Annotated in this window: 20 protein-coding genes and 1 other RNA gene; 19 read left to right on the top strand and 2 right to left on the bottom strand. The window is 38.2% G+C overall.

Translation table 11 applies throughout. The annotated features are described in order from the left end of the window. Positions 1-26: 26 nt before the first annotated feature. The 13 genes from rpoD to QE450_RS12545 all read left to right on the top strand — a co-directional run bounded on the left by rpoD (position 27) and on the right by QE450_RS12545 (position 15,349). On the top strand, positions 27-1,154 hold the full coding sequence (gene rpoD, locus QE450_RS12605; protein ID WP_204823245.1) for an RNA polymerase sigma factor RpoD: 1,128 nt from the start codon (positions 27-29) through the stop codon (positions 1,152-1,154). A gap of 275 nt (positions 1,155-1,429) precedes the next feature. Further along, positions 1,430-2,254, top strand: a complete 825-nt coding sequence (locus QE450_RS12600; protein WP_273613106.1) for a hypothetical protein — start codon at positions 1,430-1,432, stop codon at positions 2,252-2,254. After that, positions 2,251-3,033, top strand: coding sequence for a tRNA (adenine(22)-N(1))-methyltransferase (locus tag QE450_RS12595; protein ID WP_307299581.1), 783 nt, complete (start codon positions 2,251-2,253; stop codon positions 3,031-3,033). Before QE450_RS12600 ends, QE450_RS12595 begins: the two co-directional genes overlap by 4 nt. Next, positions 3,009-4,124: a Nif3-like dinuclear metal center hexameric protein gene (locus QE450_RS12590; RefSeq protein WP_307299579.1), complete on the top strand. Its 1,116-nt coding sequence runs from the start codon at positions 3,009-3,011 to the stop codon at positions 4,122-4,124. Before QE450_RS12595 ends, QE450_RS12590 begins: the two co-directional genes overlap by 25 nt. 229 nt (positions 4,125-4,353) lie before the next feature. Next, positions 4,354-4,767, top strand: an RNA gene (gene rnpB / locus QE450_RS12585) — RNase P RNA component class A. A gap of 446 nt (positions 4,768-5,213) precedes the next feature. Further along, a complete protein-coding gene (locus QE450_RS12580) occupies positions 5,214-5,714 on the top strand; it encodes a YpuI family protein (RefSeq protein WP_204823249.1) in 501 nt (166 codons plus the stop codon). Between the two features lie 462 nt (positions 5,715-6,176). Next, the gene (locus tag QE450_RS12575; RefSeq protein WP_307299577.1) at positions 6,177-7,034 is read left to right on the top strand and encodes a lytic transglycosylase domain-containing protein; all 858 of its coding nucleotides are present in this window, start codon (positions 6,177-6,179) and stop codon (positions 7,032-7,034) included. Between the two features lie 216 nt (positions 7,035-7,250). Beyond that, positions 7,251-8,402, top strand: a complete 1,152-nt coding sequence (locus QE450_RS12570; protein WP_307302697.1) for a cysteine desulfurase family protein — start codon at positions 7,251-7,253, stop codon at positions 8,400-8,402. Positions 8,403-8,404: 2 nt separating this feature from the next. Continuing rightward, complete coding sequence (thiI, locus tag QE450_RS12565; RefSeq protein ID WP_307299576.1) at positions 8,405-9,628, top strand: tRNA uracil 4-sulfurtransferase ThiI; 1,224 nt, start codon at positions 8,405-8,407, stop codon at positions 9,626-9,628. Between the two features lie 87 nt (positions 9,629-9,715). Further along, on the top strand, positions 9,716-10,213 hold the full coding sequence (locus QE450_RS12560; RefSeq protein ID WP_307299575.1) for a hypothetical protein: 498 nt from the start codon (positions 9,716-9,718) through the stop codon (positions 10,211-10,213). A 155-nt stretch (positions 10,214-10,368) separates the two neighbouring features. Further along, positions 10,369-12,207 carry a translational GTPase TypA gene (typA, locus tag QE450_RS12555; RefSeq protein WP_273613099.1) on the top strand — a complete coding sequence of 613 codons (1,839 nt, stop codon included), beginning with the start codon at positions 10,369-10,371 and terminating at the stop codon, positions 12,205-12,207. Positions 12,208-12,416: 209 nt separating this feature from the next. Further along, the gene (locus QE450_RS12550; RefSeq protein WP_307299573.1) at positions 12,417-13,547 is read left to right on the top strand and encodes an LCP family protein; all 1,131 of its coding nucleotides are present in this window, start codon (positions 12,417-12,419) and stop codon (positions 13,545-13,547) included. A gap of 458 nt (positions 13,548-14,005) precedes the next feature. Then, positions 14,006-15,349 carry a PhoH family protein gene (locus QE450_RS12545; protein ID WP_274172248.1) on the top strand — a complete coding sequence of 448 codons (1,344 nt, stop codon included), beginning with the start codon at positions 14,006-14,008 and terminating at the stop codon, positions 15,347-15,349. Positions 15,350-15,446: 97 nt separating this feature from the next. Here the strand turns inward: QE450_RS12545 and QE450_RS12540 are convergent, their stop codons facing one another. Next, on the bottom strand, positions 15,447-15,923 hold the full coding sequence (locus tag QE450_RS12540) for a DUF6896 domain-containing protein (RefSeq protein ID WP_307299572.1): 477 nt from the start codon (positions 15,921-15,923) through the stop codon (positions 15,447-15,449). A 50-nt stretch (positions 15,924-15,973) separates the two neighbouring features. Then, positions 15,974-17,080, bottom strand: a complete 1,107-nt coding sequence (locus QE450_RS12535) for a hypothetical protein (RefSeq protein WP_307299571.1) — start codon at positions 17,078-17,080, stop codon at positions 15,974-15,976. 154 nt (positions 17,081-17,234) lie between these two features. Here QE450_RS12535 and QE450_RS12530 point away from each other — a divergent pair, with 154 nt between their 5' ends. The 6 genes from QE450_RS12530 to QE450_RS12505 all read left to right on the top strand — a co-directional run bounded on the left by QE450_RS12530 (position 17,235) and on the right by QE450_RS12505 (position 24,394). Continuing rightward, on the top strand, positions 17,235-18,239 hold the full coding sequence (locus tag QE450_RS12530; protein WP_307299570.1) for a ketopantoate reductase family protein: 1,005 nt from the start codon (positions 17,235-17,237) through the stop codon (positions 18,237-18,239). Then, positions 18,239-18,631 carry a DUF3397 domain-containing protein gene (locus tag QE450_RS12525; protein WP_273613093.1) on the top strand — a complete coding sequence of 131 codons (393 nt, stop codon included), beginning with the start codon at positions 18,239-18,241 and terminating at the stop codon, positions 18,629-18,631. Before QE450_RS12530 ends, QE450_RS12525 begins: the two co-directional genes overlap by 1 nt. A 199-nt stretch (positions 18,632-18,830) precedes the next feature. Beyond that, positions 18,831-20,498 (top strand): peptide ABC transporter substrate-binding protein, encoded by a 1,668-nt coding sequence (locus tag QE450_RS12520; protein ID WP_273613092.1) that lies wholly within the window; start codon positions 18,831-18,833, stop codon positions 20,496-20,498. A gap of 245 nt (positions 20,499-20,743) precedes the next feature. Continuing rightward, positions 20,744-21,676, top strand: coding sequence for an ABC transporter permease (locus QE450_RS12515; protein ID WP_301263745.1), 933 nt, complete (start codon positions 20,744-20,746; stop codon positions 21,674-21,676). A gap of 48 nt (positions 21,677-21,724) precedes the next feature. Continuing rightward, positions 21,725-22,600, top strand: a complete 876-nt coding sequence (locus QE450_RS12510; RefSeq protein WP_273616336.1) for an ABC transporter permease — start codon at positions 21,725-21,727, stop codon at positions 22,598-22,600. A 21-nt stretch (positions 22,601-22,621) separates the two neighbouring features. Further along, complete coding sequence (locus QE450_RS12505; RefSeq protein WP_204823264.1) at positions 22,622-24,394, top strand: ABC transporter ATP-binding protein; 1,773 nt, start codon at positions 22,622-22,624, stop codon at positions 24,392-24,394. The last annotated feature ends 100 nt before the right edge of the window (positions 24,395-24,494 follow it).

The following is a 24,494-nucleotide window of genomic DNA, read 5'->3' as shown; positions in this document are numbered from 1 at the left end:
AGTTCTAGGGAGGAGGGAGTCGAAAGATGGCGAACGATCAGCATACTGAATTAGAAACTGAATTAACATTAGACCAGGTAAAAGAACAACTAATAGAGGTCGGCAAAAAAAGATCCTCTCTGAATTACAAAGATATTATGGAAAGACTGGCTCCATTTGACCAGGATTCCGAGCAAATTGATGAGTTTTACGAACAATTAGGTGATATGGGCATCGAGGTTGTCAATGAAGGCGACGAAGAAATTACGATGCGTTCGAATACAGATCGTGAAAGTTCTGATAGCGAATTTAATTTCGACGATGATCTTGCTCTTCCACCAGGAATCAAGATTAATGATCCTGTTCGTATGTATTTGAAAGAAATCGGTCGTGTTCCTCTATTATCAGCAGATAATGAAGTGGAATTGGCTAAACGTATTGAAGATGGCGATGAAGAAGCAAAACGTAGATTGGCTGAAGCTAACTTACGTCTCGTTGTAAGTATCGCTAAGCGTTATGTAGGACGTGGAATGCTGTTCCTTGATTTGATCCAAGAAGGAAATATGGGTCTGATCAAAGCAGTTGAGAAGTTCGATCATACCAAAGGATACAAATTCAGTACGTATGCAACATGGTGGATTCGTCAAGCGATTACACGCGCGATTGCCGATCAGGCAAGAACGATTCGTATTCCTGTGCATATGGTAGAAACGATCAACAAATTAATCCGGGTATCCCGTCAATTGCTACAAGAATTAGGACGCGAACCTACACCGGAAGAAATCGCTGCTGAAATGGAACTAAGTGTCGAAAAAGTTCGTGAGATTATGAAAATTGCTCAAGAACCTGTTTCTTTAGAGACGCCTATCGGTGAAGAAGATGATTCTCACTTGGGAGACTTTATTGAAGACCAAGATGCTTTGGCTCCAGCAGATGCTGCTGCTTATGAATTGTTAAAAGAACAGTTAGAAGATGTATTGGATACTTTAACAGAGCGTGAAGAAAATGTTCTTCGTCTACGTTTTGGTCTAGACGATGGACGTACAAGAACGCTTGAAGAAGTAGGTAAAGTATTTGGTGTTACGCGTGAACGGATTCGTCAGATTGAAGCAAAAGCACTTCGTAAGCTTCGTCATCCAAGCCGTAGCAAACGTCTGAAAGACTTCTTAGAATAGAATGATAGTAAGAGACCTTCTGCTTATAGCGGTAAGGTCTCTTTTTTTATATAATAGTGTCATTCTTTTTTATAGTAGCACGCTTTCTTTTTTACATATGTATGATGTAAGGGGTTTACTTTTGGCTTCAATTAAGCGATATATAACTATAGAAGAACAGAACAAGCTATAATAAAAAAATATAGCTGTATACAAGTATCCAATAAACGGTTTCAATCGGCTGGCAGAGCGTGGATCAAGCAATTGCCTAGTGATGAATAGGGAGTGGGAAAGTCGTGGATCGGGGGAAACGGGAAGTTATTTTAGATGAAATTGAATACTGGCGTGAAAATCGCTTACTTCCAGGGCATTATTGCGATTTTTTAATGAATTTGTATGATGTGGATCAAGAACGTGGCGACAAAAAAGTACTATCGATGAACTCGTTAAAACAAGGAAATATTCGGACATGGATTTTTACATTTATTGTAGTCTGTTTTATTTGTTTAACTATTCTGTATTTTGCTACGTTTCCATTTTTAGTGCAGTTGGTATGTATCCCGTTATTTACTGCTTTATGTTATACTGGCGGAATTCGTTTACGCACACGCAATTCACTGGCATCAGCCTTTTTACTAGCGATAGGTAGTCTGTTGATGCTAGGGTTAGGCATCTTTTTAATTCGTGAGCATGGTATGGATGAACGTGTATTTATAACGCTGTTAGTTTTGGGTTGTGCGCTCATTTGGTGTATACTCGGTTATATTATTTCGAGCCCTGTGTTATTGTATATAGGGTTTGGTGCTTTTGTATTACTGTACGCAGGTTTCTTTGCTCAGGTTAAACCTGTAGCTTCATGGTTAATGTTACAAGGGCTGTGGTTACCTATTAGTTTGTTATTAATGTGGTTTTGCTGGCTTGTGCATCATCGTGGCAAAAAATTGGCGGCTGTTTATTTTACAACCAGTCTGGCTGTCTGGTTTATGCCTGAAATTGATGAAGTGTTTCTGCGTGGACAGATGCCAGAAGCCTTTGCATTATTTTGTATGGTCAAAGTAGCTTTAATATGTATTATTTTATTTGTACTTCGAAAAAAATGGATAGCGTGGGTGGCTGCATGAAATTATCAACACGATTAACAAAAATTGCAGAGCAAATTCCGACAGGAAGCCGGTTGGCGGATATTGGTTCCGATCATGCCCTTTTGCCGGTTTTTGCTATGCGTAAAGGAATAATTACCGAAGCAATCGCAGGGGAAGTCAATGTAGGTCCTCGCGATGCGGCTCAGCGTCAGGTTAATGAAGCAGGGCTGAAAGAAAAGATCAATGTAAGATTAGGCAATGGACTTGCTGTGATCCAGCCAGGTGAAGTAGATGTAGTGACTATTGCCGGTATGGGTGGTGTATTGATCGTCTCTATTTTATCTGAAGGACTGGATAAGTTAGAAGGAGTACAGCGCCTTATTCTTCAACCTAATGTTGGCGAAGAAAATGTACGTCGCTGGTTGTTAGAACATAATTGGTATTTGAGTCATGAGCAAATTTTAGAAGAAGACGGACGTATTTATGAGATTTTGACAGCAGATCGTTTACCTGATGCAGTAGAACTGAATCAACAATTGTATAAAGGCATAACGTTAACTTCTCTTAGTGAGACCAATCAGGCACATGGTTATGATGTGGATCGAGATAGTTTGTTGCGTTTTGGACCGTATTTGATCCAAGAAGGGTCTTCCATTTTTCAATATAAATGGTCTCAAGAAATCCATAAGCTTGAAAAAGTAGCTGCTTCAACAGGTAAATCTGAAAATGAAGAAGCACAAGCTAAATCGGCTGTGTTTCGGCAACAGCTGCAAACGGTGAAGGAGGTTCTATTATGCTTGCAAAAGGACAAACTGTAATTCAATATATGGAGCAATTTGCACCTAAAAGTATTGCTGTTCCTGATGATCGTATCGGTCTGCAATTAGGAACACTTCAAAAAGATATTCGCAATATTCTGGTTGCTCTTGATGTGACTGATGAAGTCGTGGATGAAGCGATTGCGCTTGATGTAGATTTGATTATTGCGCATCATGCCATCATTTTCCGTGCGCTCAAAAGTATTAATACCAGTACACCGATGGGCAAATTATATGAAAAGCTTATCAAACATGATATTGCTGTCTATATTAGTCATACCAATCTGGATATTGCAGAAGGCGGAGTCAATGATTGGATGGCTGATGCTCTAGGGCTTCGTCATACAGTTCCTATCGAACAGACGTCTACTGATTCATTATTCAAATTAGTGACATTTGTGCCAGCTTCTCATGTAGAAGGGGTACGGAATGCAATAACTGCTGCGGGTGGCGGTCATATTGGGGATTACAGCCATTGCACGTTCACTTCAGAAGGGACAGGTACTTTTCAACCAGAAGAAGGCAGTGAGCCTTACATAGGCACTACAGGTAAATTAGAATCTGTCTCTGAAGTTCGATTAGAAACAGTTGTTCCTTCCAGTCTACGGAATAAAATTGTTCAAGCACTGATTAAGTCTCATCCATATGACGAAGTAGCATATGATCTATATCCTTTGGCAGATAGCGGTAAAGTCTATGGATTAGGTCGTGTCGGTAAATTAGATGCCCCAGTGAGTCTTGCTCAATTTGTAGATACAGTCAAACAAGGATTAGATGTACCGATTGTACGTGTCACAGGTGATCTTAACCGCACGATCAAAAAGGCAGCTGTGCTTGGAGGATCAGGTAGTCGCTATGTCAATCAAGCGTTGTTCAAAGGCGCAGATGTGATTGTTACTGGAGATATCGATTATCATACTGCTCAGGATGCACTGATGGCTGGAATAGCGATTATTGATCCGGGGCATAATACAGAGAAGATTATGAAGTCAGGACTGGCTGACGTTATACGTAAGCGTTTGGAAGCAGACAAGTACGATACCAAAGTACATGCGTCTACCATCAACACCGAACCTTTTCAGTTTGTATAAAAGGTAATGGGGTACAAAAGCTATATCAATCTTTGTATTTAAAGATTTGAAGCCGTATCCCTTTATGTTAATTATCTTATGCTTTACAACATGTACTGTACGAAATACATCGAAATAGCTAGAGAATACAATCAAATCTGCATTTTTGTAATGAGAACTTTTAAAAAGTGTAATGTATGCTTTACACTCTTATAGAATAATTATATAATGTGAAGTGTTGCGTTCGCGGAAAGCTAAACAGACAATCGCCGGTGACTTATCGTCACGGGAGGAAAGTCCGGGCTCCACAGGGCAGGGTGCTGGATAACATCCAGTCAGCGCGAGTTGAAGGATAGTGCCACAGAAATGGACCGCCGATGGCTGATTTCTTCGGAAATTATGCACAGGTAAGGATGGAACCGGGGTGTAAGAGACCCCGAGGAACGCTGGTGACTTCGTTCCTGGTAAACCCCATCTGGAGCAAGACCTAAAGAGATACAGCTTTTCTTCGGAAAAGCAGCCTTTGCCCGAGGTGTATCGAGGTTGGTCGCTGGAGCCAAACAGTAATGTTTGGCCTAGATAGATGATTGTCGCCTAAAGTGGGAGGGTAGTTCCCGTCTGAACCACAAAAGGCACAGAACCCGGCTTACGAGAAGCTTTCCCCACTAACGCTACTTTTTTTGTATGTCTGACAGAATACCATTCATAAGCATTTATCATAATCCGATATAGAGAGATAGACACTCTGTACCGGTTGTATATCCGCTGGAAGAAGGCGGTGTGTCTTTCCATCTTTGGAGAGCACGCCGCTTTTTGATGCGATCAAATGGTGCTTACTTGTAACAAACTTGCTTCTTTGTAAAAATCGAAGTAATGTATATGATAATAAACCATTCATCGATGGGAATATTAATGAGATTCCGTTTCACAAGATAACGTTTTTAATATTTAAAAAGTGGTTAAAATGAAGTTAAGAAGATTTTGTACACATCAGAGATACCATAAGCATTATTTTTGTGGTAGGATTGTAATTAAAAATCAGGGTAATGTTGTCTTTCTCAAGACACATCCCAGTCTCTAAGGAACCAATTTTAAGGGGGAGCTACAGACATGTTAGCAGCGAATGTCCAAAAGTTAAGTGAAAGCACTAGGGAAAAATTGAAACCAGCAATTGAGAAGATGGAAGAGTTCTTAAACGAATACTCTTTACAAGCATTGACAGCTGAAAATGGTGTCGATAGTGTTGCTTTCTACAAAGGATTTTTGTCCGATTTACGTCATTTGCTTGTGTTTTCCGAAGTTTCTTACGAAAAATTAGGTGTAGTGATCCGTCGTGCGAATTTCGATATGGATTTTGCAGAAAAAGCACTTTATAATGCGTATCACCATTGTATCAATAGCTTTTTTTATCCCAAAAATGAGTGCTACTCTGAAGATGGACGTTATGCTTATACAGGTCAGGAAGCGATTCGTTTCCGTCAGACTCCTGTCAAACCGGTTAGAGACATTATTTTAGAAATCACAAAAATTTACGAAGAATTACGCGATGATCTAGCTTACTACGAAAGTGATTATTTAACTCAACGTCGTATGAACCAACGTCACGCTTAATTTTTATTAGATACGAAATACTAAAAAAAGATGTCCTTGAAGGGCATCTTTTTATTTGTGTACATATATAATATAACGATAAATGATATAAAATATTACATATAAAGGGTGGAAATGATGAAGCAAAGTAAAACGACATTTTATATCTTAACAATAGAATTAAAAAACATAATTGTAGAACTTGATAAAAATCTAATGAGACTTTAATTTTAAAAAATTAATAAAGCTGTTATTCACAAAAATAGCTTTTTGGACGAAAAGTATTATAGAGACTAATTTAGAGATAGGTTCTGACCATAATCACCAAGACAAAAGGAGATTGTTCCTATTTTGCTAGGAAGAGGCAGTTATGAGTATTGTTTCTTATAGAATAGGCGTCCTTTTACAACTATAATCAATAGTATAGATAGCATATAGATAACGGCGATGGAATACATTATATAGATGGGAGTCACGAGCAGAATGCAAATTGATGCAAAAGTGGCAAAACAGTTAATAGAACTAAAATATTTGAATACTTCTGGTGTAGGTAGTGCAGACCAATTGACAGCCAATACCGATGATAGTAGCAAATTATTTGATATGATGTTGCAACAAAATATAGGAACAACGGCTGAAACAAAAGGTTCAAATATAAATCCAGTGAGTCTTGCCAGTGTGTTGCCTTCTGCTGCAAGTGTCGGAGATGTAGATTCAAGTTCTGTTACAGGCAATACGTATGCAACAAGTGGTGCAGGACAAAGTGATCCGTGGTATCAATTTGATCAACTGGCTCCTGTCGATCCTAGTACATCTACAACAACGGCTAAAGTGAATACACCACTTCCATCTACAGGCACAGCAGGTATTGGAGGAGCAGATCCTTCTTCTGCTATTGCAGCAACAGGTACAGGTGCGAGTAAACCAACAGCTTATAACGATTTAATCAGTGCAGCTAGTAACAAATACGGTATCTCTGAATCATTGATCAAAGCTGTTATTGATACCGAATCTTCTTTTAATCCGAATGCAGGTTCTTCCGCAGGAGCAAAAGGATTAATGCAATTAATGGATGGAACAGCTGCTGGTCTGGGAGTAAGCAACTCTTTTGATCCGGCGCAAAATATAGATGGCGGTACCAAATATTTGTCTTATCAGATCAAGCGTTATGATGGTAATGTGAAAACAGCCCTTGCTGCATACAATGCAGGTCCAGGTCGATTACAACGTTTGGGTATCTCAAATGACGAAGAATTAATGGCGAAATTAAGCCAATTGCCAAAAGAAACACAGCGCTATATTGGTAAGATTGAAAATGCTCAAGCCAAATACGAATTATAATCATAATTAACGTTCATAGTACCTAAGTACATGGTATAATAGTACACGAACGTTTTAGCGATATAGAGATTTGATCATCATATATGAGTACGATATATCAATATGAGATAGATCAAAAAGCGGAGCGTAGGTTCCGTTTTTTGATCTTTTTTTGATAGAACGATAGTTGGATAGCTACACATTAAGCCAATAGTATAGGAACGGGAGGAACCAATGATGAAATATTTTGATTATGCCGCTACGACTCCTCCTTATCCTGAAGTAATAAGATCGATGGCTGAGATTATGGAAAAGCATTTTGGCAATCCATCTTCTTTACATCAATATGGAGAAGAAGCAGACCGATTGGTTCGACATGCCAAAGAAGTCACTGCTCAACTACTTGGAGTCAAACCAAACGAGATCATTTGGACATCAGGCGCTACAGAAAGTAATAACTTTGCTCTGAAAGGAGCAGCGATGCGTGGCGGGCGTACACAGGGACATATTATTACTACGAGTATTGAGCATCCTTCTGTGTATGAGTGTTGTCGTCAATTGGAGCAGATAGGCTTTGAAATTAGTTATATCGATCCTGCACCTGACGGCATTGTATTATTGGAAGATATTCAGAATGCTTTACGAGCAGATACGATTATAGTCAGTATGATGCATGTGAATAATGAGACAGGCGCTGTTCAACCTGTGCAACAAGTATCAGAATGGCTGAAAAAAGTACAACCTCGTACACTGATGCATGTCGATGGTGTACAAGGATTCGGCAAATTGCCTATAGAATTAGCAAAATGGAATATCGATCTATATAGCTTATCTGCTCACAAAATAAGAGGCCCCAAAGGAACCGGATTATTATATATCAAACAAGGCACTGAACTCTTTCCATTACTGGCAGGTGGTGGACAAGAAAATGGCTATCGCTCGGGTACAGAAAATGTAGCCGGTATCGTAGGCATGACCAAAGCGCTACGTCTAGCAGCAACAGAACAATATGCACTAGCAGAACGACTAACTGCTTTTAGTCAATTGTTAAAAACAGAAATTCAAGCGATAGATGGATTAGTGTTAACGAATCCTGCTATAGCATCACCGCATATTATTCATTTCTATTATCCCGGTATGAAATCGGAAGTAATATTGCATAGTCTAGAACAGCAAGGTTGTATCGTATCTACACAGTCTGCTTGTTCTTCCCGTAAAGCTGAACCAAGTCGTGTATTAGTAGCGATGGGGATCACGCGAGAACATGCTGCAAGTGGAATACGGATCAGCTTGGGCGATCAACATACAAAGCAAGATATTGAACATTTAATCACAGCACTTCGTCAGACTGTTACACAGCTTCGCCCATTGGAGAGGAGAACCCGTTAAGTATGCAAAATATAGATCGTTTGATTTTAAGATTAGGTGAAATTACACTCAAAGGTAAAAATAGATCCAGATTTGAGAAAACAATTTCAGAACATGTACGTGCTGTTTTACGTCCTTACCCTAAAGCACATGTTCGTCGTGAGTACGGTAGAATGTATGTGGAAACAGGTGGAGAATCGGTAGAAGCGTTAATTCAAGTGTTAAAAAATGTATTTGGCATTATGGATATTATTCCAGTCAAGCAGACATTACCTCAATTAGATGACATTATTGCAGCTGCTATTGAATTAATCGGAGAGCAACATATTGACCAACTTACTACATTCAAAGTATCTGTGAAGCGAGTCTGGAAAGAGTTTCCTCATTCATCGCAAGAAATGAATCATTTGGTAGGTTCACCTGTATTACGTGCATATCCATTACTCAAAGTTGACGTAAGACAACCACAGATTGAATTACGAGTAGAGATTCGAGATGGAGCGGCTTATATTTATAGTGAATTGATTCCAGCAGTAGGTGGATTCCCGCGCGGAAGTAATGGTAAAGCAATGTTGCTTCTTTCTGGAGGGATCGATAGCCCTGTCGCAGGATGGCAATCGATGCGCCGCGGACTTGAAGTGGAATGTATTCATTTTCATAGTTACCCGTTTACCAGTGAACGTGCTAAAGAAAAAGTCGTCGATCTTACGCGTGTATTAGCAGGATATGCAGGAGTCGTCAAATTGCATGTAGTACCTTTTACAGAGATCCAGACTGCTTTTACGACTACAGGACAAGATAATTTAATGATTACATTGATGCGCCGGGCGATGTTGCGGATTGCGACTAAGATCGCTGAGCAGCAAAAAGGATTAGCTTTGATCACCGGGGAAAGCTTGGGTCAGGTAGCCAGTCAGACATTATCCAGTATGAACGCTATCGAACGAGCTACAGAGTTACCGATTTTGCGCCCGTTAGTCATGACAGGTAAAGATGAGATTATTCAAATTGCCAAAGAAATCGGCACATATGATTTATCGATTTTGCCTTATGAAGATTGCTGTACACTATTTATCCCGAAATCACCGACAACCAATCCTAATTTGAGAATTATTGAAAAAGTAGAATCGTTTTTGAAACTGGAGCCGATGATTGAACGTGCTGTAGAGCAAACAGAAGTGTTAACGATCGAAGCAGGAAGCCCTTTACAGCTTGCTTCTACTGCTATAAATGAAGATTGGTTTTAAAGAAGATTAGATTACCTTTTATATCTTCATGATGCCAAAATGAAAACCGATATAAATAGGGACAGATCGATGAAGGAGGAAGCTGGAATGACCAATCGTAATCAAGGGTTAATCGGACTGTTTATTGTATGTGCAGGTTTGATTATCCTACTTGGCAAATTGGGCGTATTCAGTTTTATTGGTCACATTTTCTGGCCACTGGCGATTCTTTTGCCAGGTATTATATTACAATTACTGTATTTTAGCCGTAGTGCACCTGCTATTGTATTGATTCCGGCTGGAATACTTACAGTATATGGAGCATTATTCTTCCTTTGCAATACTTGGGGATGGTGGCTCATGGGACATCTATGGCCTGTGCTTATTTTGGGAGTCTCTATAGGAATGTATGAGTATTATGTATGTGCAGCCTCACCAGTATCACGCAACGTTGGTTTTGCTTCATTTGCACTTACTTGGTTATCAGTAATTCTGCTTATTTTTAGTTTATTAGGAAATTTTGCTTTTTATTTTATTGCGCTACTGTTGATCTTATCTGGATTATGGATACTAGCTAGCCGGAGTAATTCAAAAACAGGTTGGTAATAAAATGCGAATTTGCTTGATTTATAGCAACAATGACGTATAATTATAATAAGCAAGATTATGGATGCCGATTTTTTGAACACTGTGTTAACAAATAGTAGAGCGTCGGCTTAGTTGACCGACGCTCCTTTTATGGAGAGGATTTGGAGAAATTTATGCAATCAAGAGAACAAATTCGCAATATCGCAATCATTGCCCACGTTGACCATGGTAAAACAACGCTAGTGGACAAATTGTTGCAACAGTCAGGTATTTTCCGGGATCACGAGACTTTACAGGAGCGTGCGATGGATTCCAATGATCTGGAGCGTGAACGCGGTATTACGATTCTTGCAAAAAATACAGCTATTACGTATAAAGACTATTTAATCAATATCGTGGATACACCGGGTCACGCCGACTTTGGTGGTGAAGTAGAACGTATCATGAAAATGGTAGACGGAGTACTTCTTATTGTTGATGCTTATGAAGGTTGTATGCCTCAGACTAAATTTGTATTGCGTAAAGCATTGGAGCAAAATTTGACTCCTACTGTTGTCGTAAACAAAATTGACCGTCCTGCTGCTCGTCCTACAGAAGTTATTGATGAAGTATTGGATCTATTTATTGAACTTGGTGCAAGTGACGAGCAATTGGAATTCCCGGTTGTTTACGCTTCTGCTTTGAATGGTACTTCTAGTCTTGATCCAGAAAAACAAGACGAAACAATGCAAGCTATGTACGAAACAATTATCGAACATATCCCTTCACCAAAAGAGAAAATCGATGAGCCATTGCAATTCTTGGTTACATTGATGGACTATAACGAATATTTGGGTCGTATTGCGGTAGGTCGTGTTAACCGTGGTGTTATCCGTCAAGGTCAATCGGTAACAGTTATTAACCGTGAAGGCCAAAAGAAAACAGCTCGTATTGAGAAATTGTTTGGTTTCCAAGGTCTAAAACGTATTGAGATCGAAGAAGCTGGTGCTGGTGATATTATTGCTATCGCTGGTATTAAAGACATCAATATCGGTGAAACAATTGCTGATCCACAAAACCCAGAAGCATTGCCGGTTCTTAAAATTGATGAGCCTACATTGCAAATGACTTTCCTTGTAAACAACAGTCCATTTGCTGGACGCGAAGGAAAATGGGTAACTTCCCGTCGTCTTCGTGACCGTTTGTTCAAAGAATTAGAAACAGACGTAAGTCTACGTGTAGACGAAACAGATAGCCCTGATGCTTATATCGTATCTGGTCGTGGTGAACTTCACCTTGGTATCTTGATCGAAAACATGCGTCGTGAAGGTTATGAATTGCAAGTATCCAAACCAGAAGTTATCGTACGTGAAATCGATGGTAAACGTATGGAGCCTATCGAGCATCTACTAATTGATTTGCCTGAAGAAAGCATGGGCGCGGTTATGGAGAGCTTGGGTTCACGTAAAGCTGAGATGGTAAATATGATTAACAACGGTAGTGGTCAAGTTCGTTTAGAATTCTTGATTCCTGCTCGTGGTTTGATCGGATACGGAACATACTTCTTAACATTGACTAAAGGTTACGGAATTATGAACCATTCATTCGATAGCTATGGTCCAGTTGCTGCTGGTCAAGTAGGCGGACGTCATGAAGGCGTATTGGTTTCAAGTGAAAGTGGTTCTTCAACTTTGTACGGTATCTTGTCTGTTGAAGATCGCGGTACTTTGTTCCTTGAGCCAGGTGCTGAAATTTACGAAGGTATGATCGTTGGTGAGCATACTCGTGATAACGATATCGTTGTTAACATTTGTAAAGAAAAACAATTAACTAACGTTCGTTCTGCAACAAAAGACGATACAGTTAAAATGAAAACTCCTCGTAGCTTCTCTCTTGAGCAAGCTTTGGAATATTTGAACGAAGATGAGTATTGTGAAATCACTCCAAAATCAATTCGTATGCGTAAAAAGATTTTGAATAAGAGTGAGCGCGAACGTGCGGAAAAACAACGTAAATCTGCAATGCAATCGTAATATCATATATTGTTGGATAGACCACTGCGCTTAAGTACCTGTTTCAACAGGTTAAATACTGTTTGGATATCCGGTCAATCTTGTATTGACCGGATGACAACAGTACATGCCACTACATACTAAGATGCATAAGCTGAACGTATGATAAGGCAACATAATTGAAGACTATAACTTCATTATCTAAAATGATGGAACAGGTGTTGAGAGCAATGAGTACGACAACAGGTGGGCTTCCGCCGCGTGCAGGAACCAAATCCAAAACACAAAAATCCGGTAATCCTAATCCCAAAAAAAAGCAAAAGAAAAAGGCCGGTGGCTTTAAACGATTTATGCAGATTTTGCTGATCGTTATTCTTTTGGCAATTGTAGGAGTTATGGCTTATGCAGGATATTTATTTTATCAGGTTCAAGGTATGTTTAATGGTGTAGGTCCAAAAGATAGTGGCGGTACTGTTATTAGTCAACCTGTCGCTCCTGAAAAATCAGCAAAAGTAAAACCGATTACGATGGCACTTTTGGGAACTGATTATCGTCAAGAAACAGGAACACGATTAACAGACGTTGTTATGGTAGCTACACTGAATCCAGATACCAAATCAGCCACGATTGTTTCTTTGCCGCGTGATACGTACCTACAACTCGAAGGTTATATTCCCAATAAACTGAACTCTTATTATCCGAAGTTTTATGCGAAAGATAAAAAAGATGGTACAGATCTAGCGATGAGTGAAATGAAAACATTGCTTGGTAAATATTTGGGTGTAGATGTAGAGTATACAACTGTGTTGAACTTCCAGGGTTTCCGGGATGTTGTCGATTCAGTAGGTGGTATTGATATCAATGTAGATATGAAAATGTGTTATGTAGATAAAGCAGATGGTACGAATATTAATTTGTCTACCGGTCAACAACATCTAAATGGTGCAAACTCTCTAGATTATGTACGTTATCGTAAATCAAATTGTAGTCCTCGTACACAAGGATCAGACGACTTTAGCCGTAACCAACGCCAAAATCAAGTATTGAATGCTGTTGTAGACAAAATTCAATCGTTTAGCGGTGTGACTAAATTGGGATCTATTATCGAATCTGTAGATAAAAATATGGAAACCGATATTGAAGGCGAACAATTTAAAAACTTACTGACAACCTATTGGGATATTCCGAAACAGAATATCAAATACATGCCAGTAACAGGTGATTGGAAAAGTCCTTATGTCTACATTAATGAAACAGAGTTAGCGAATGCTAAAAAAGCACTACAAGATGAATTAGCAGGTACAGCTACGCATACGGATCAATTTGATCAGCCAGCAAGTACAAGCAAACAGAGTCAATAATATTCATTTTGTAATAAATAAAGTGAACTATAATGTAGAAATAAATGATAGAGTTTTCGCTCAGGCGAAGGCTCTTTTTTTTGCATATAGACAGCGAATAAGGGTCAGCAGATTATAGATTTGAAATGAATTTGACCTATGCTATAATGAAGAAACACCAGTATATTCATGCCAGTGATTGGAGGTCTCGATGATGCAGGAATCCATGTTGCTTGATCGTACGCTATATGTTGAACGTATGTGCCGGAGAGGCTCTATACTGTTATGTACCCTGGTGTCTGATAGAGTATGTCTATACGTGTATGATCTTATAAAAAAACCGGATGCTTTTTAGCGTCTGGTTTTTGTGTATTAAGAGGAGGGTGAGGCTTGGCTGATCAAGAAGGGATAAGCATAGTTATCCATAAAGTAAATGGCATCAGAGATCATAAGACTTTCTACTCAAGGGGGAACTCTCGATGAAAAAGATTTTTGTACTGGATACCAATGTGCTTCTTCATGATCCAAATGCCATTTTTGCTTTCGAAGAAAATGATGTCATTATACCCGCAGTCGTACTCGAAGAAATTGATTCTAAAAAGCGAAATGCAGATGAAATTGGACGGAATGCCCGCAGTATCTCACGTTCTCTTGATTCATTAAGAGAATCAGGATATTTACATGATGGAGTCCACTTAGAAAATGGTGGTACGTTACGTGTAGAATTAAATCATCGTAGCTTTGCTAAAGTACAAGATATGTTTGGAGAAATTTCGAACGATAATCGTATTTTGGCAGTAGCTTTAAACTATGAATTAGAAGAACAGGAAAAAGAAGCAAGTCAACTGTCTCGCTCGCAAGTCGTGCTGGTGAGTAAAGACGTATTGGTTAGAGTCAAAGCAGATGTATTGGGTGTTAATACAGAAGATTATCTTTCTGATCGAGCAGCTGATCCTAATGAAATGTATACAGGATATAGCACCTTAACAGTACATCCTGCGGTAATTGATGAATTTTATAGTAACCGCTATTTACCTATCCAATCTCTAAATATCAAACATTCTTTTTATGCCAATGAGTTTGTGATCTTAAAAGATGAATTGGGTAGTGCCAAATCTGCATTGCTTAAAGTAAATGCAGATGCTACCAAATTGGAACCTTTATTTTTGAGTAATGATCCAATCTGGGGAATCGCTGCTCGTAATGCACAGCAACGAATGGCATTAGAATTGTTACTAAATGATGATATTCCTTTAGTCACAATTACAGGTAAAGCAGGAACAGGTAAAACTTTACTGGCTTTAGCGGCTGCATTGTCCAAAGTAGAAGATGAACAAAAATATAAAAAGCTACTCATTGCGAGACCTGTTGTGCCTATGGGTAAAGATATTGGTTATCTACCTGGAGAGAAAGATGAAAAATTGCGTCCATGGATGCAACCAATTTACGATAATTTAGAGTTTTTATTTGATACCAAAAAAGCAGGCGATATCGACAAAATTTTGATGGGACTGGGTAGTATTCAAGTTGAAGCCTTAACGTATATTCGTGGACGTTCTATTCCGGGTCAATTTATTATTATTGATGAAGCTCAGAATCTATCCCGTCATGAAGTCAAAACGATTGTATCGCGTGTAGGTGAAGGCAGTAAAATTGTGCTGGTTGGTGATCCTGATCAAATAGATCATCCTTATCTCGATTCAATCAGCAATGGATTAACGCATGTCGTAGAGCATTTCAAACAAGAAGGAATCAGTGGTCATATTACGCTGGAAAAAGGAGAGCGTTCCAAACTGGCTCAACTGGCTGCTGATTTGCTATAACGTCATTATTAATTTATTAAAAAAGACTCTAGTGTGCATTAGTAGCACACTAGAGTCTTTTGTTTATTATCTATTACTATACTCGTAAATATATGTCTTAATGGTCTGAAGGATTCACTAGAGTAAATTCAGTACCATTTTGCTGATGTAAAAGATTCTTTTCAGCAAATTGATCAAATAAACTAGCAGTAAAGTTAAAATCCAGATGATCGATAGACTGTAATACATACTGAGCACCATCATAACTTTGGATAAAATGATTAAAAAAAGCGATATCTACAAAGTCTGTATTCGAGATATTGGCTTCGATCATTGTCCCTTGCTCACTTTCGAATAAGCAATGTTCACCGTGCCAATGCCATGTCCATTGCATACCCGAATAAAACACAAATTCCTCGGTTGGCTCTACATCATAAATAAGATCAAACAACCATTCGAAATTAGTAGATGTAAGTGGCTTCAATAACAAAGATTTTTGATGATCGGGAATCACTTGTTGCATAGAAGCACATAATTCTCTGGCCATGTCGGTATAGAGTTGGAATAGCTTTAAAATATCAGCTTCGTTAATCATATACAAAATCCTTTCATATCTAGCCTATCCAGTACATACATGTTAGCCGATTAATTCAATGATAGCTCTAGCTGAATTTTCATGAGTTTTGGTTCTGTAGTTACACCAGTAGCTTTTAAATAAGCTATAATTTGTTGTGGATAAAAACCAAGATCAAATTCGTTTTCAAGCATCCGGCAGGTAGTATCAGGCAATTGCAGACCATTAAAAACAAGCTTGTCTACATAAAATTGGATCGTATTTTGAGGCTGATTCACGATTTCGTAATGACCTGTAATATCCAAATCTAAATTGCCTTCTTTGCCATGGATACTCAATTGATTTTGTGCAAATTTGAATTGAAATGATTCTGGTAACTGACCTTGTACATGTAAAAATTGATTCAGTTGTTGCTCATCAATCGAGATGGTGTAATGTGTTCCACTAATCTGGATTGCCCCGGGCTGTGATTTCAAGTAATCCGGGAACTGCTGCATCGATATAGCAATAGCTCTGAAATATTTTTTGACTTCATACAGTCCAATATTTTTCCAATACTCGTTCATTTCATTCATTAATTGACGAGCAATCTCAGGATTAGAACTTGTAGCAAGACTTTGATGAATCGATTGTTGCAAATTAGCTACACGTATACGCTGATTAGATAAATTACTGCTAATCTCTCCTAATTCTGTTGCTGTAGCATATAACTCATTTTTTTGTTGTGTAAGTTGTGTATACTGCTCTTGATAATCACTTAATAGCAACTGGTCATGATCAATAATCATTCGATAGTAATCGTAAAAAGCGATCATTCCCGATAGACTACCTGTAGATAAAAAAAGAGCCCAAAAATCATCTCTTTCTCCTGTATAATAAGAAACAAGCACAGAATCTGCTTGATGTCTTGCTTGTGACAATAGCTTTTCTTGATGAGTCAAACTTTTTTCTAATTGAGTATATTTCGTTTGAGCTACATGTTGCTGATCTGTAATCCGTTTGATTTCTTGATCTAATTCATTCACAGATAGACTATTTTCTAATAACTGTCGTGTTGCTTCGTCTAATTGTGGTGGTGCTTCTAATGCTTGTGCTTGCGCCGAAGAGAACAAACACTGCGAAGTTAGAGCTAAAGTCAAACAGAAGCAGACGATTTTAACCGAATATAAGTATTTCATAGATCGCCCCTCCTTAGCACTTGGATATCTAAGCGCAATTTTTTACAATATTATTCCGAATAATGCATAATCTATCATTATTATAGCATCGTACGTATTACTGTTGAATATGAGTCTAATTATACCCATTTTAAAATGCATGGAGGTTACAAAATTGATTATTGATATTTTTGGAGCAGGAGCTATAGGATTACTTTTTTATAGCAAATTAATAAGTAATGATTCTTCAGCTATTATTCATTTGTGGACACGTACCGTAGAACAAGCATCTATTATCAATCAACAAGGTATAACGATCCAAACATCTACTATAGATCATCATAGTGAACCACAGTTATGGATTCCTTCTGTTACACAAAATGCTTATGCAATTGATGAATTAAATAACTATTCTCATATACCCAAAGCGGATTATATATTAGTCACGGTTAAGCAGAAAGATATAACAGCAGATTTAGTTGGTAAAATTCAGCAACGAGCAGGGGAGCATACTCGTATAATCTGCCTGCAAAATGGAGTACGAACCGATAGTTTATGGCCTTCACCATGGCAGGTTTATGCAGCAATTACCACAGAGGGTGCTAAAAGAATGTCTACAAACGAAGTCCATCATACCGGTATAGGAAAAACGGTTATAGGTAGTCTAAGTAATCTTTCTAGTGCTAGAGTAGGTAATAAGACCAAATCAATAGATAAAGAAGAGCAACTATTAATACAACCTTTGCTAAACAAACTACAACAAGCAGGATTTGATATTCGGTTGTCGAATAATATCGATAAAGATATATATCGGAAGCTTATTATAAATGCTGTAATCAATCCATTAACAGCGATTTGGCGTATAATGAATGGTGAATTACTTGTTTCTGAACAGAGACTATTTGTAATGCAGCAATTGTATAATGAAGTTATTGAAGTATATCAAGCCGCAGGAATAGAGAGTTCTTCTTTATGGTGGGAAGAGATTTTAGAAGTATGCCGTGCTACATCTACCAATACATCATCTATGCTTGCAGATGTATTACAAGGTAAAACAACAGAAATAGAGTGGATTAATGGTAGTATTATTAAAATGGGCCAAGATTACGGTATAGCTACACCCGCAAATTACTGGGTATACCATTTAGTTGAGGCTATGAATAGACAGGAGGATAATTGATGGGGGTATTTTTGGGATTATTATTGAACGGGTTTATCTTTTTAAGTCTAGTTCCGTTTATTCCATTTGTATTAACATATGTGATCAATAGGCTAAAAGGTAAAGAAAAGAAACCAGCGATAGGTATGGCTATGGATGTAACGACTCCTTTTTTATATATTTCTGTAGCCGCTTTGTTCAATAATACATTCAATACCAAAACAGGATTCTATATTTTCTTATTGATTTTATTGTTAGGTATTGGTCTAATTGGTGGTGCACAAAACCGATTAAAAGGAAAAGTGGACTACAAACGATTATTTCGTGCCGTTTGGCGTGTTTCTTTTTTATTGTTGAGTATAGGTTACATTGCTTTATTGATTACTGGCATTCTGCAATACATAACACAATAATTTTGTCGAAAAATGGAATATATTTGCTTGATGTTAGGTATTCGACCGTGACGTGAAGCATAATATACGCTTAAATGTGACAGTTTTATATAAAATAACGAAAAAAAGATGATTTTTTAAATATAAGTTATAGATTTTTTTGACCACTGGTTGTATAATTTAAAAGCATATACCACATTTTTTAGGGGGAAACTGCTAGATGAAGAGAAAAAGTTGGTTAGTACTTATGGCGCTTGTCATGGCGTTCGGAACTTTGCTTGCAGCTTGCGGCAGCGGTTCTAGCAACACAGGAACAAGTGGAGAATCAGGAGATGGCACTACAGCAGCAGCTCAAGACTTACACATTAACATGAGCGCTGAGCCTCCAACGTTTGATCCAGCTCAGGCAAAAGATAGTCAAACAAATACTGCCTTGAGACTAATGTATGAAGGTCTTACACGTCCAGGTACAGATGGTAATCCTGTTCCAGGCGTTGCTGAAAAATGGGATGTTTCTGAAGACGGATTGAAATATACTTTCCATCTTCGTGATAATGCACAATGGAGTAACGGCGAACCTGTAACAGCTAAAGATTTCGCTTATGCTTGGGAACGCGTTCTAAGCCCAAAAACAACTCCAGCATCTGAGTACGCTTACCAACTTTATTACATCAAAAATGGACAAGAATTCAACGAAGGAAAAGTTAAAGATTTCGCTGATGTTGGTGTTAAAGTCGTAGATGACAAAACACTAGAAGTGACTTTGGCTAATCCAACTTCTTACTGGTTGGGATTGACTTCTTTCTACACGTACTACCCTGTTAATCAAAAGAATGTAGAAGCTAACCCACAATGGGCTTCTAAAGCGGATACAATGATTACTAACGGTGCATTCAACTTAACAACTTGGACAACAGGTCAAGAATTGGCTTGGACAAAAAATGCTAAGTATTGGGATGCTTCTAGTATTAAATTAAATACAATCACTTCTTCATTGGTTAACTCTGGAGCTACTGAGTTCTCAAGTTACCAAAGTGGACAATTGGATTATGCTGGAGCACCTACTGGTGAAATTCCAACAGACCAAATTCCAGCTGCAAAACAACAATACCCAGATCAATTCCAAGCTAAAGGTATTGCAAGTACGTACTACTACTTGTTTAACGTTAAAGAAAAACCATTTAACAACTTGAAAATCCGTCAAGCATTCTCTATGGCGATCAACCGTCAAGCGATTGTAGACAACGTAACATTGGGTGGACAAATTCCAGCTTATGGTTATGTACCACCAGGAATCAAAGGTAACAACGAAGAATTCCGTACAGAGTACAAAGATAGCTACTTCACAGAAGATGCTGCTAAAGCTAAACAATTGCTAGCTGAAGGTATGAAAGAAGAAGGTTATACTACTCTTCCTGAAATTACTTTGATTTACAACTCTAGTGAAGCTCACCAAAAAATTGCTTTGGCAATTGCTGATATGTGGAAAAACAATCTTGGTGTAAGTGTTAAAACACAAAACCAAGAGTGGAGCGTGTTCTTGGATAATCGTCAAAGTGGTAACTACCAAATCGCACGTGCAGGTTGGACAGCGGATTATAACGATCCTATGACTTTCTTGGATATGTGGATGACTGGTAATGGCAACAATGATGCAAAATACAGCAATCCTGAATATGACAAATTGTTGAAAGATGCGCAAGCAACTCAAGATAATGCTAAACGTATGGATGATATGTCTAAAGCAGAAAAAATTCTAGTGCAAGATGATATGGCTATGATGCCAATCTATTACTACACTAGCGTTTCATTGGTTAAACCAAATCTTAAAGGTATATTTGTAGACTTTAGTGGTGCAATTGACTTTACTCGTGCTTATTTCCAATAATTAAGTAAGATTTCGGTTTAATGATTGCAGCGGGATATGTATGTGTGGATTCTCCATCCATATATATCCCGTTTTTGCGTGTTTATCATTTTTCCATATATTGCTATTCTAAACATGATAATTTCAAGTTCTACTTGTTATCTATTAGATGAAGTTTTAAAATGAAAAAGTTGTTGAATAATGACGAGCTGTTTTTAAACATATTCAATAAACTAGAAAATGTGATAAAGGAGGTTCTTGGGGAAATGGTTCGTTATATCGCCAGTAAATTTTTGTATATGCTGTTATCATTGTTCATTTTGGCATCAGCTACATTTTTCCTGATGAAAGCTATACCTGGTAATCCGTTTATGTCAGAAAAAAATGTACAGCCTCAAATCAAAGAACGTCTAATGGAGCAGTATGGATTAAATAAACCAATTGCTGAACAGTATTTACAGTACCTAGGAAATTTAGTTAAAGGTGATTTGGGGATTTCGATGAAATACCAAAATCAGGAGGTTACACAACGTATCGCTGATACATTCTCACCTTCATTACAAATCGGTATTTTCGCTATTATTATTTCGATTGTAGCGGGTATTGTATTGGGATTAATCGCTGCACTTTACCATCGCAAATTAATTGATAATGTAGCTATGATTATTGCTGTATTAGGTATCGCTGTTCCGAGTTTTGTATTGGCAACATTGATCCAGTATATTTTTGCTCTAAAACTAGGTTGGTTTGATGTTATGGGCTTTAATGAACCAAGTGACTTTGTACTTCCAGTTATAGCACTTGCTGTTCAACCGATTGCATTTATAGCACGATTAACTCGTTCAAGTATGCTAGAAGTATTGAATGCAGATTATATCAAAACAGCTAAAGCAAAAGGTCTAAATGGTTTTACCATTATGACTAGACACGTTGTACGTAATGGTATTCTTCCAGTAGTTACGTATGTAGGTCCTATGACTGCAAATATCGTAACGGGTTCTGTTGTTATCGAGCAAATCTTCGGTATCGGCGGTATTGGTAGAGTATTCGTAGATAGTATTACTAACCGTGATTATACAATGATTATGGGAGTAACTATTTTCTATGGCGTGTTGTTGATGCTTGCTCGTTTTGTTACAGATATTTTATATGTGCTGGTAGATCCGCGGATCAAATTATCAGGTCGGAAGGGGAGCTAAACGTTGTCAGCTAGCGGAAACAAAAACAATCAAAATGCGACTACAGATGTGGTCGGCGAACCAATCGCACTGCAACAGGAAAGTATCTCTTTATGGCAGGATGCTTGGATTCGTTTAAAAGGTAATAAAGTAGCTATGTTTAGCTTGGGTACTTTGATTCTTATTATTATCGCTTCGATCGTTGGACCAATGATCTCTGCTTTTAACTATTACTCTAATGATTTGATGAATACCAATAAGCCACCTTCTGGAGTTCACTGGTTTGGTACAGATAACCTTGGACGTGATATGTGGGTTCGTACCTGGATGGGTGCACGAATCTCTCTTATCGTAGGTTTGGCAGCAGCAGCAATTGACTTAATTATCGGTATTATTTATGGTGGAATCATGGGTTACTTCGGTGGCCGTGTAGATAACATTATGAACAAATTTTCCGAAATTCTTTATTCTATTCCTTATTTGCTAGTTGTTATTCTATTGTTGGTTGTATTTGAGCCAGGTTTGGGAACAATTATCGTTGCTTTGACTGTAACAGGTTGGATTACGATGTCCTGGATCGTTCGTGGTGAAATTATGCAACTGAAAAGTAGAGACTTCGTATTAGCAGCTCGTTCTATGGGTGCAGGTGCTGGACGTCAATTGTTCAAACATCTTTTGCCTAATGCTTTGGGTCCTATTATTGTTACTGTAACTCTTTCTGTACCAAGTGCTATCTTCTCTGAAGCATTTTTGAGTTTCTTGGGTCTAGGTGTACAGGCTCCTGTCGCTTCATTGGGTTCTATGATCAATGATGCATTAACAGGATGGAATTTGTATCCTTGGCGTATGTGGTTCCCGGCTGCTCTAATCTGTTTGACAATGCTTGCATTTAACTTGCTAGGCGACGGTCTTAGAGACGCTCTGGATCCAAAATTGAGAAAATAAAATCTATAGGAGGTGGAACAAGTGGAGAAAATCTTAACAGTAAAGAATTTAAGCGTATCCTTTCAAACGCGTGCTGGTGAATTTGATGCGGTAAAAGATGTCAATTTTGAAATTGGCAAAGGCGAAACGCTAGGTATTGTTGGGGAATCCGGTAGTGGTAAGAGTGTAACAGCTCAAACAATTATGCGTCTGATTCCTTCTCCGCCTTCTAAGATCAAAAGTGGAGAGATTGAATTCCTAGGTCAAAGTCTACTTGCTAAAACGGATAAACAAATGGAAGCAATTCGTGGTAAAGATATCGGCATGATTTTCCAAGATCCGATGACTTCCTTGAATCCAACAATTAAAGTAGGTAAACAAATTACAGAAGTATTGCGTAAACATCAAAATATGTCTTCTGCTCAAGCTAAAGAAAGTGCGCTTGAAATGTTACGACTGGTTGGTATCAAAAATTCTGATGTTCGTTTTAATCAATATCCTCACCAATTCTCTGGTGGTATGCGCCAACGTGCGATGATTGCAATCGCTCTAGCTTGTCGTCCATCATTGCTAATTGCGGATGAGCCTACAACAGCACTAGACGTAACGATTCAAGCTCAGATCCTTGATCTGATGAAAGATATGCAACAAAAATTGGGTACTTCAATCATTTTGATTACCCATGACCTTGGTGTAGTAGCAGGTATGTGTGATCGCGTGGTTGTTATGAAAGAAGGCGATGTTGTTGAAACAGGAACAACTGCTGAAATTTTCAAAAACCCTCAACATCCATATACACAACGTTTGCTTAATGCATTACCACGTTTGGATGAGCCTAAAAAACCTAAATTAGCGTCTGCTAAACTTAATCTAGACCCACGTAAACCGTTGGTTGAAGTAAAAGGATTGAAACAGCATTTTAATTTAGGTAAAGGTAATATCCTTAAAGCGGTTAATGATATTAGCTTCAACATCTACGAAGGTGAGACACTTGGGGTTGTAGGAGAATCTGGTTGTGGTAAATCAACAACAGGGCGTACGATTCTTCGTTTATACGAACCTACCGGTGGTAGTGTGAAGTTTAACGGAACAGACATTTATGATCTGTCTCCACGCAAAATGAAAAACATGCGTAAAGATATGCAAATGATCTTCCAAGATCCATATGCTTCTTTGAACCCTCGTTTTAATATTATGGACATTATCGGCGAGTCTCTAGATATTCATGGTCTGGTGAATAGCCGTGCTGAACGTAAAAAACGTGTAGAAGAATTGCTGGATATGGTAGGCTTGAACCCAAGTCATGCTCTTCGTTATCCTCATGAATTCTCCGGTGGTCAAAGACAACGTATCGGGATTGCTCGTGCACTTGCTGTAGATCCTAAATTTATTATCTGTGATGAGCCATTGTCTGCTTTGGACGTATCGATTCAAGCACAGATTGTTAAATTGCTAGAAGAACTACAACAACGTCTTGGATTGACTTATTTGTTTATTGCGCATGATTTATCGATGGTAAAACATATCAGTGACCGTGTAGCGGTTATGTATATGGGTAAAATTGTAGAATTGGCTGAAAGTGAAGAACTGTATGCTAATCCTCTACATCCTTACACCAAAACTTTGCTATCTGCGATTCCTATTCCTGATCCAGAAGTAGAAGCAAATAAACGTAGAATCTTATTGCCTGAAGAACATCTTGCCGCTTCTCAAGAAGCAGCAGCAACTTTGGCAGCTAAAGATCCGTTTAATTTAGAAAATTCTCAGTTGATCGAAGTATCTGAAGGTCACTGGGTTTCTCAACCTTCTGCTTAATTTATACTTTCAAATCAAAAAACCGCCATTTGCTGGCGGTTTTTTGGTTGTTACTAAAAATATTCAAATATTTTAAGAATAGCTTTTGACTAAACAGTAC

Source organism: Paenibacillus sp. SORGH_AS_0306 (genome assembly GCF_030819345.1).
GTDB lineage: Bacteria > Bacillota > Bacilli > Paenibacillales > Paenibacillaceae > Saccharibacillus > Saccharibacillus kyungheensis.
The sequence above is the reverse complement of the archived record's forward strand: the minus strand, read 5'-3'. Positions and strand labels throughout refer to the sequence as shown.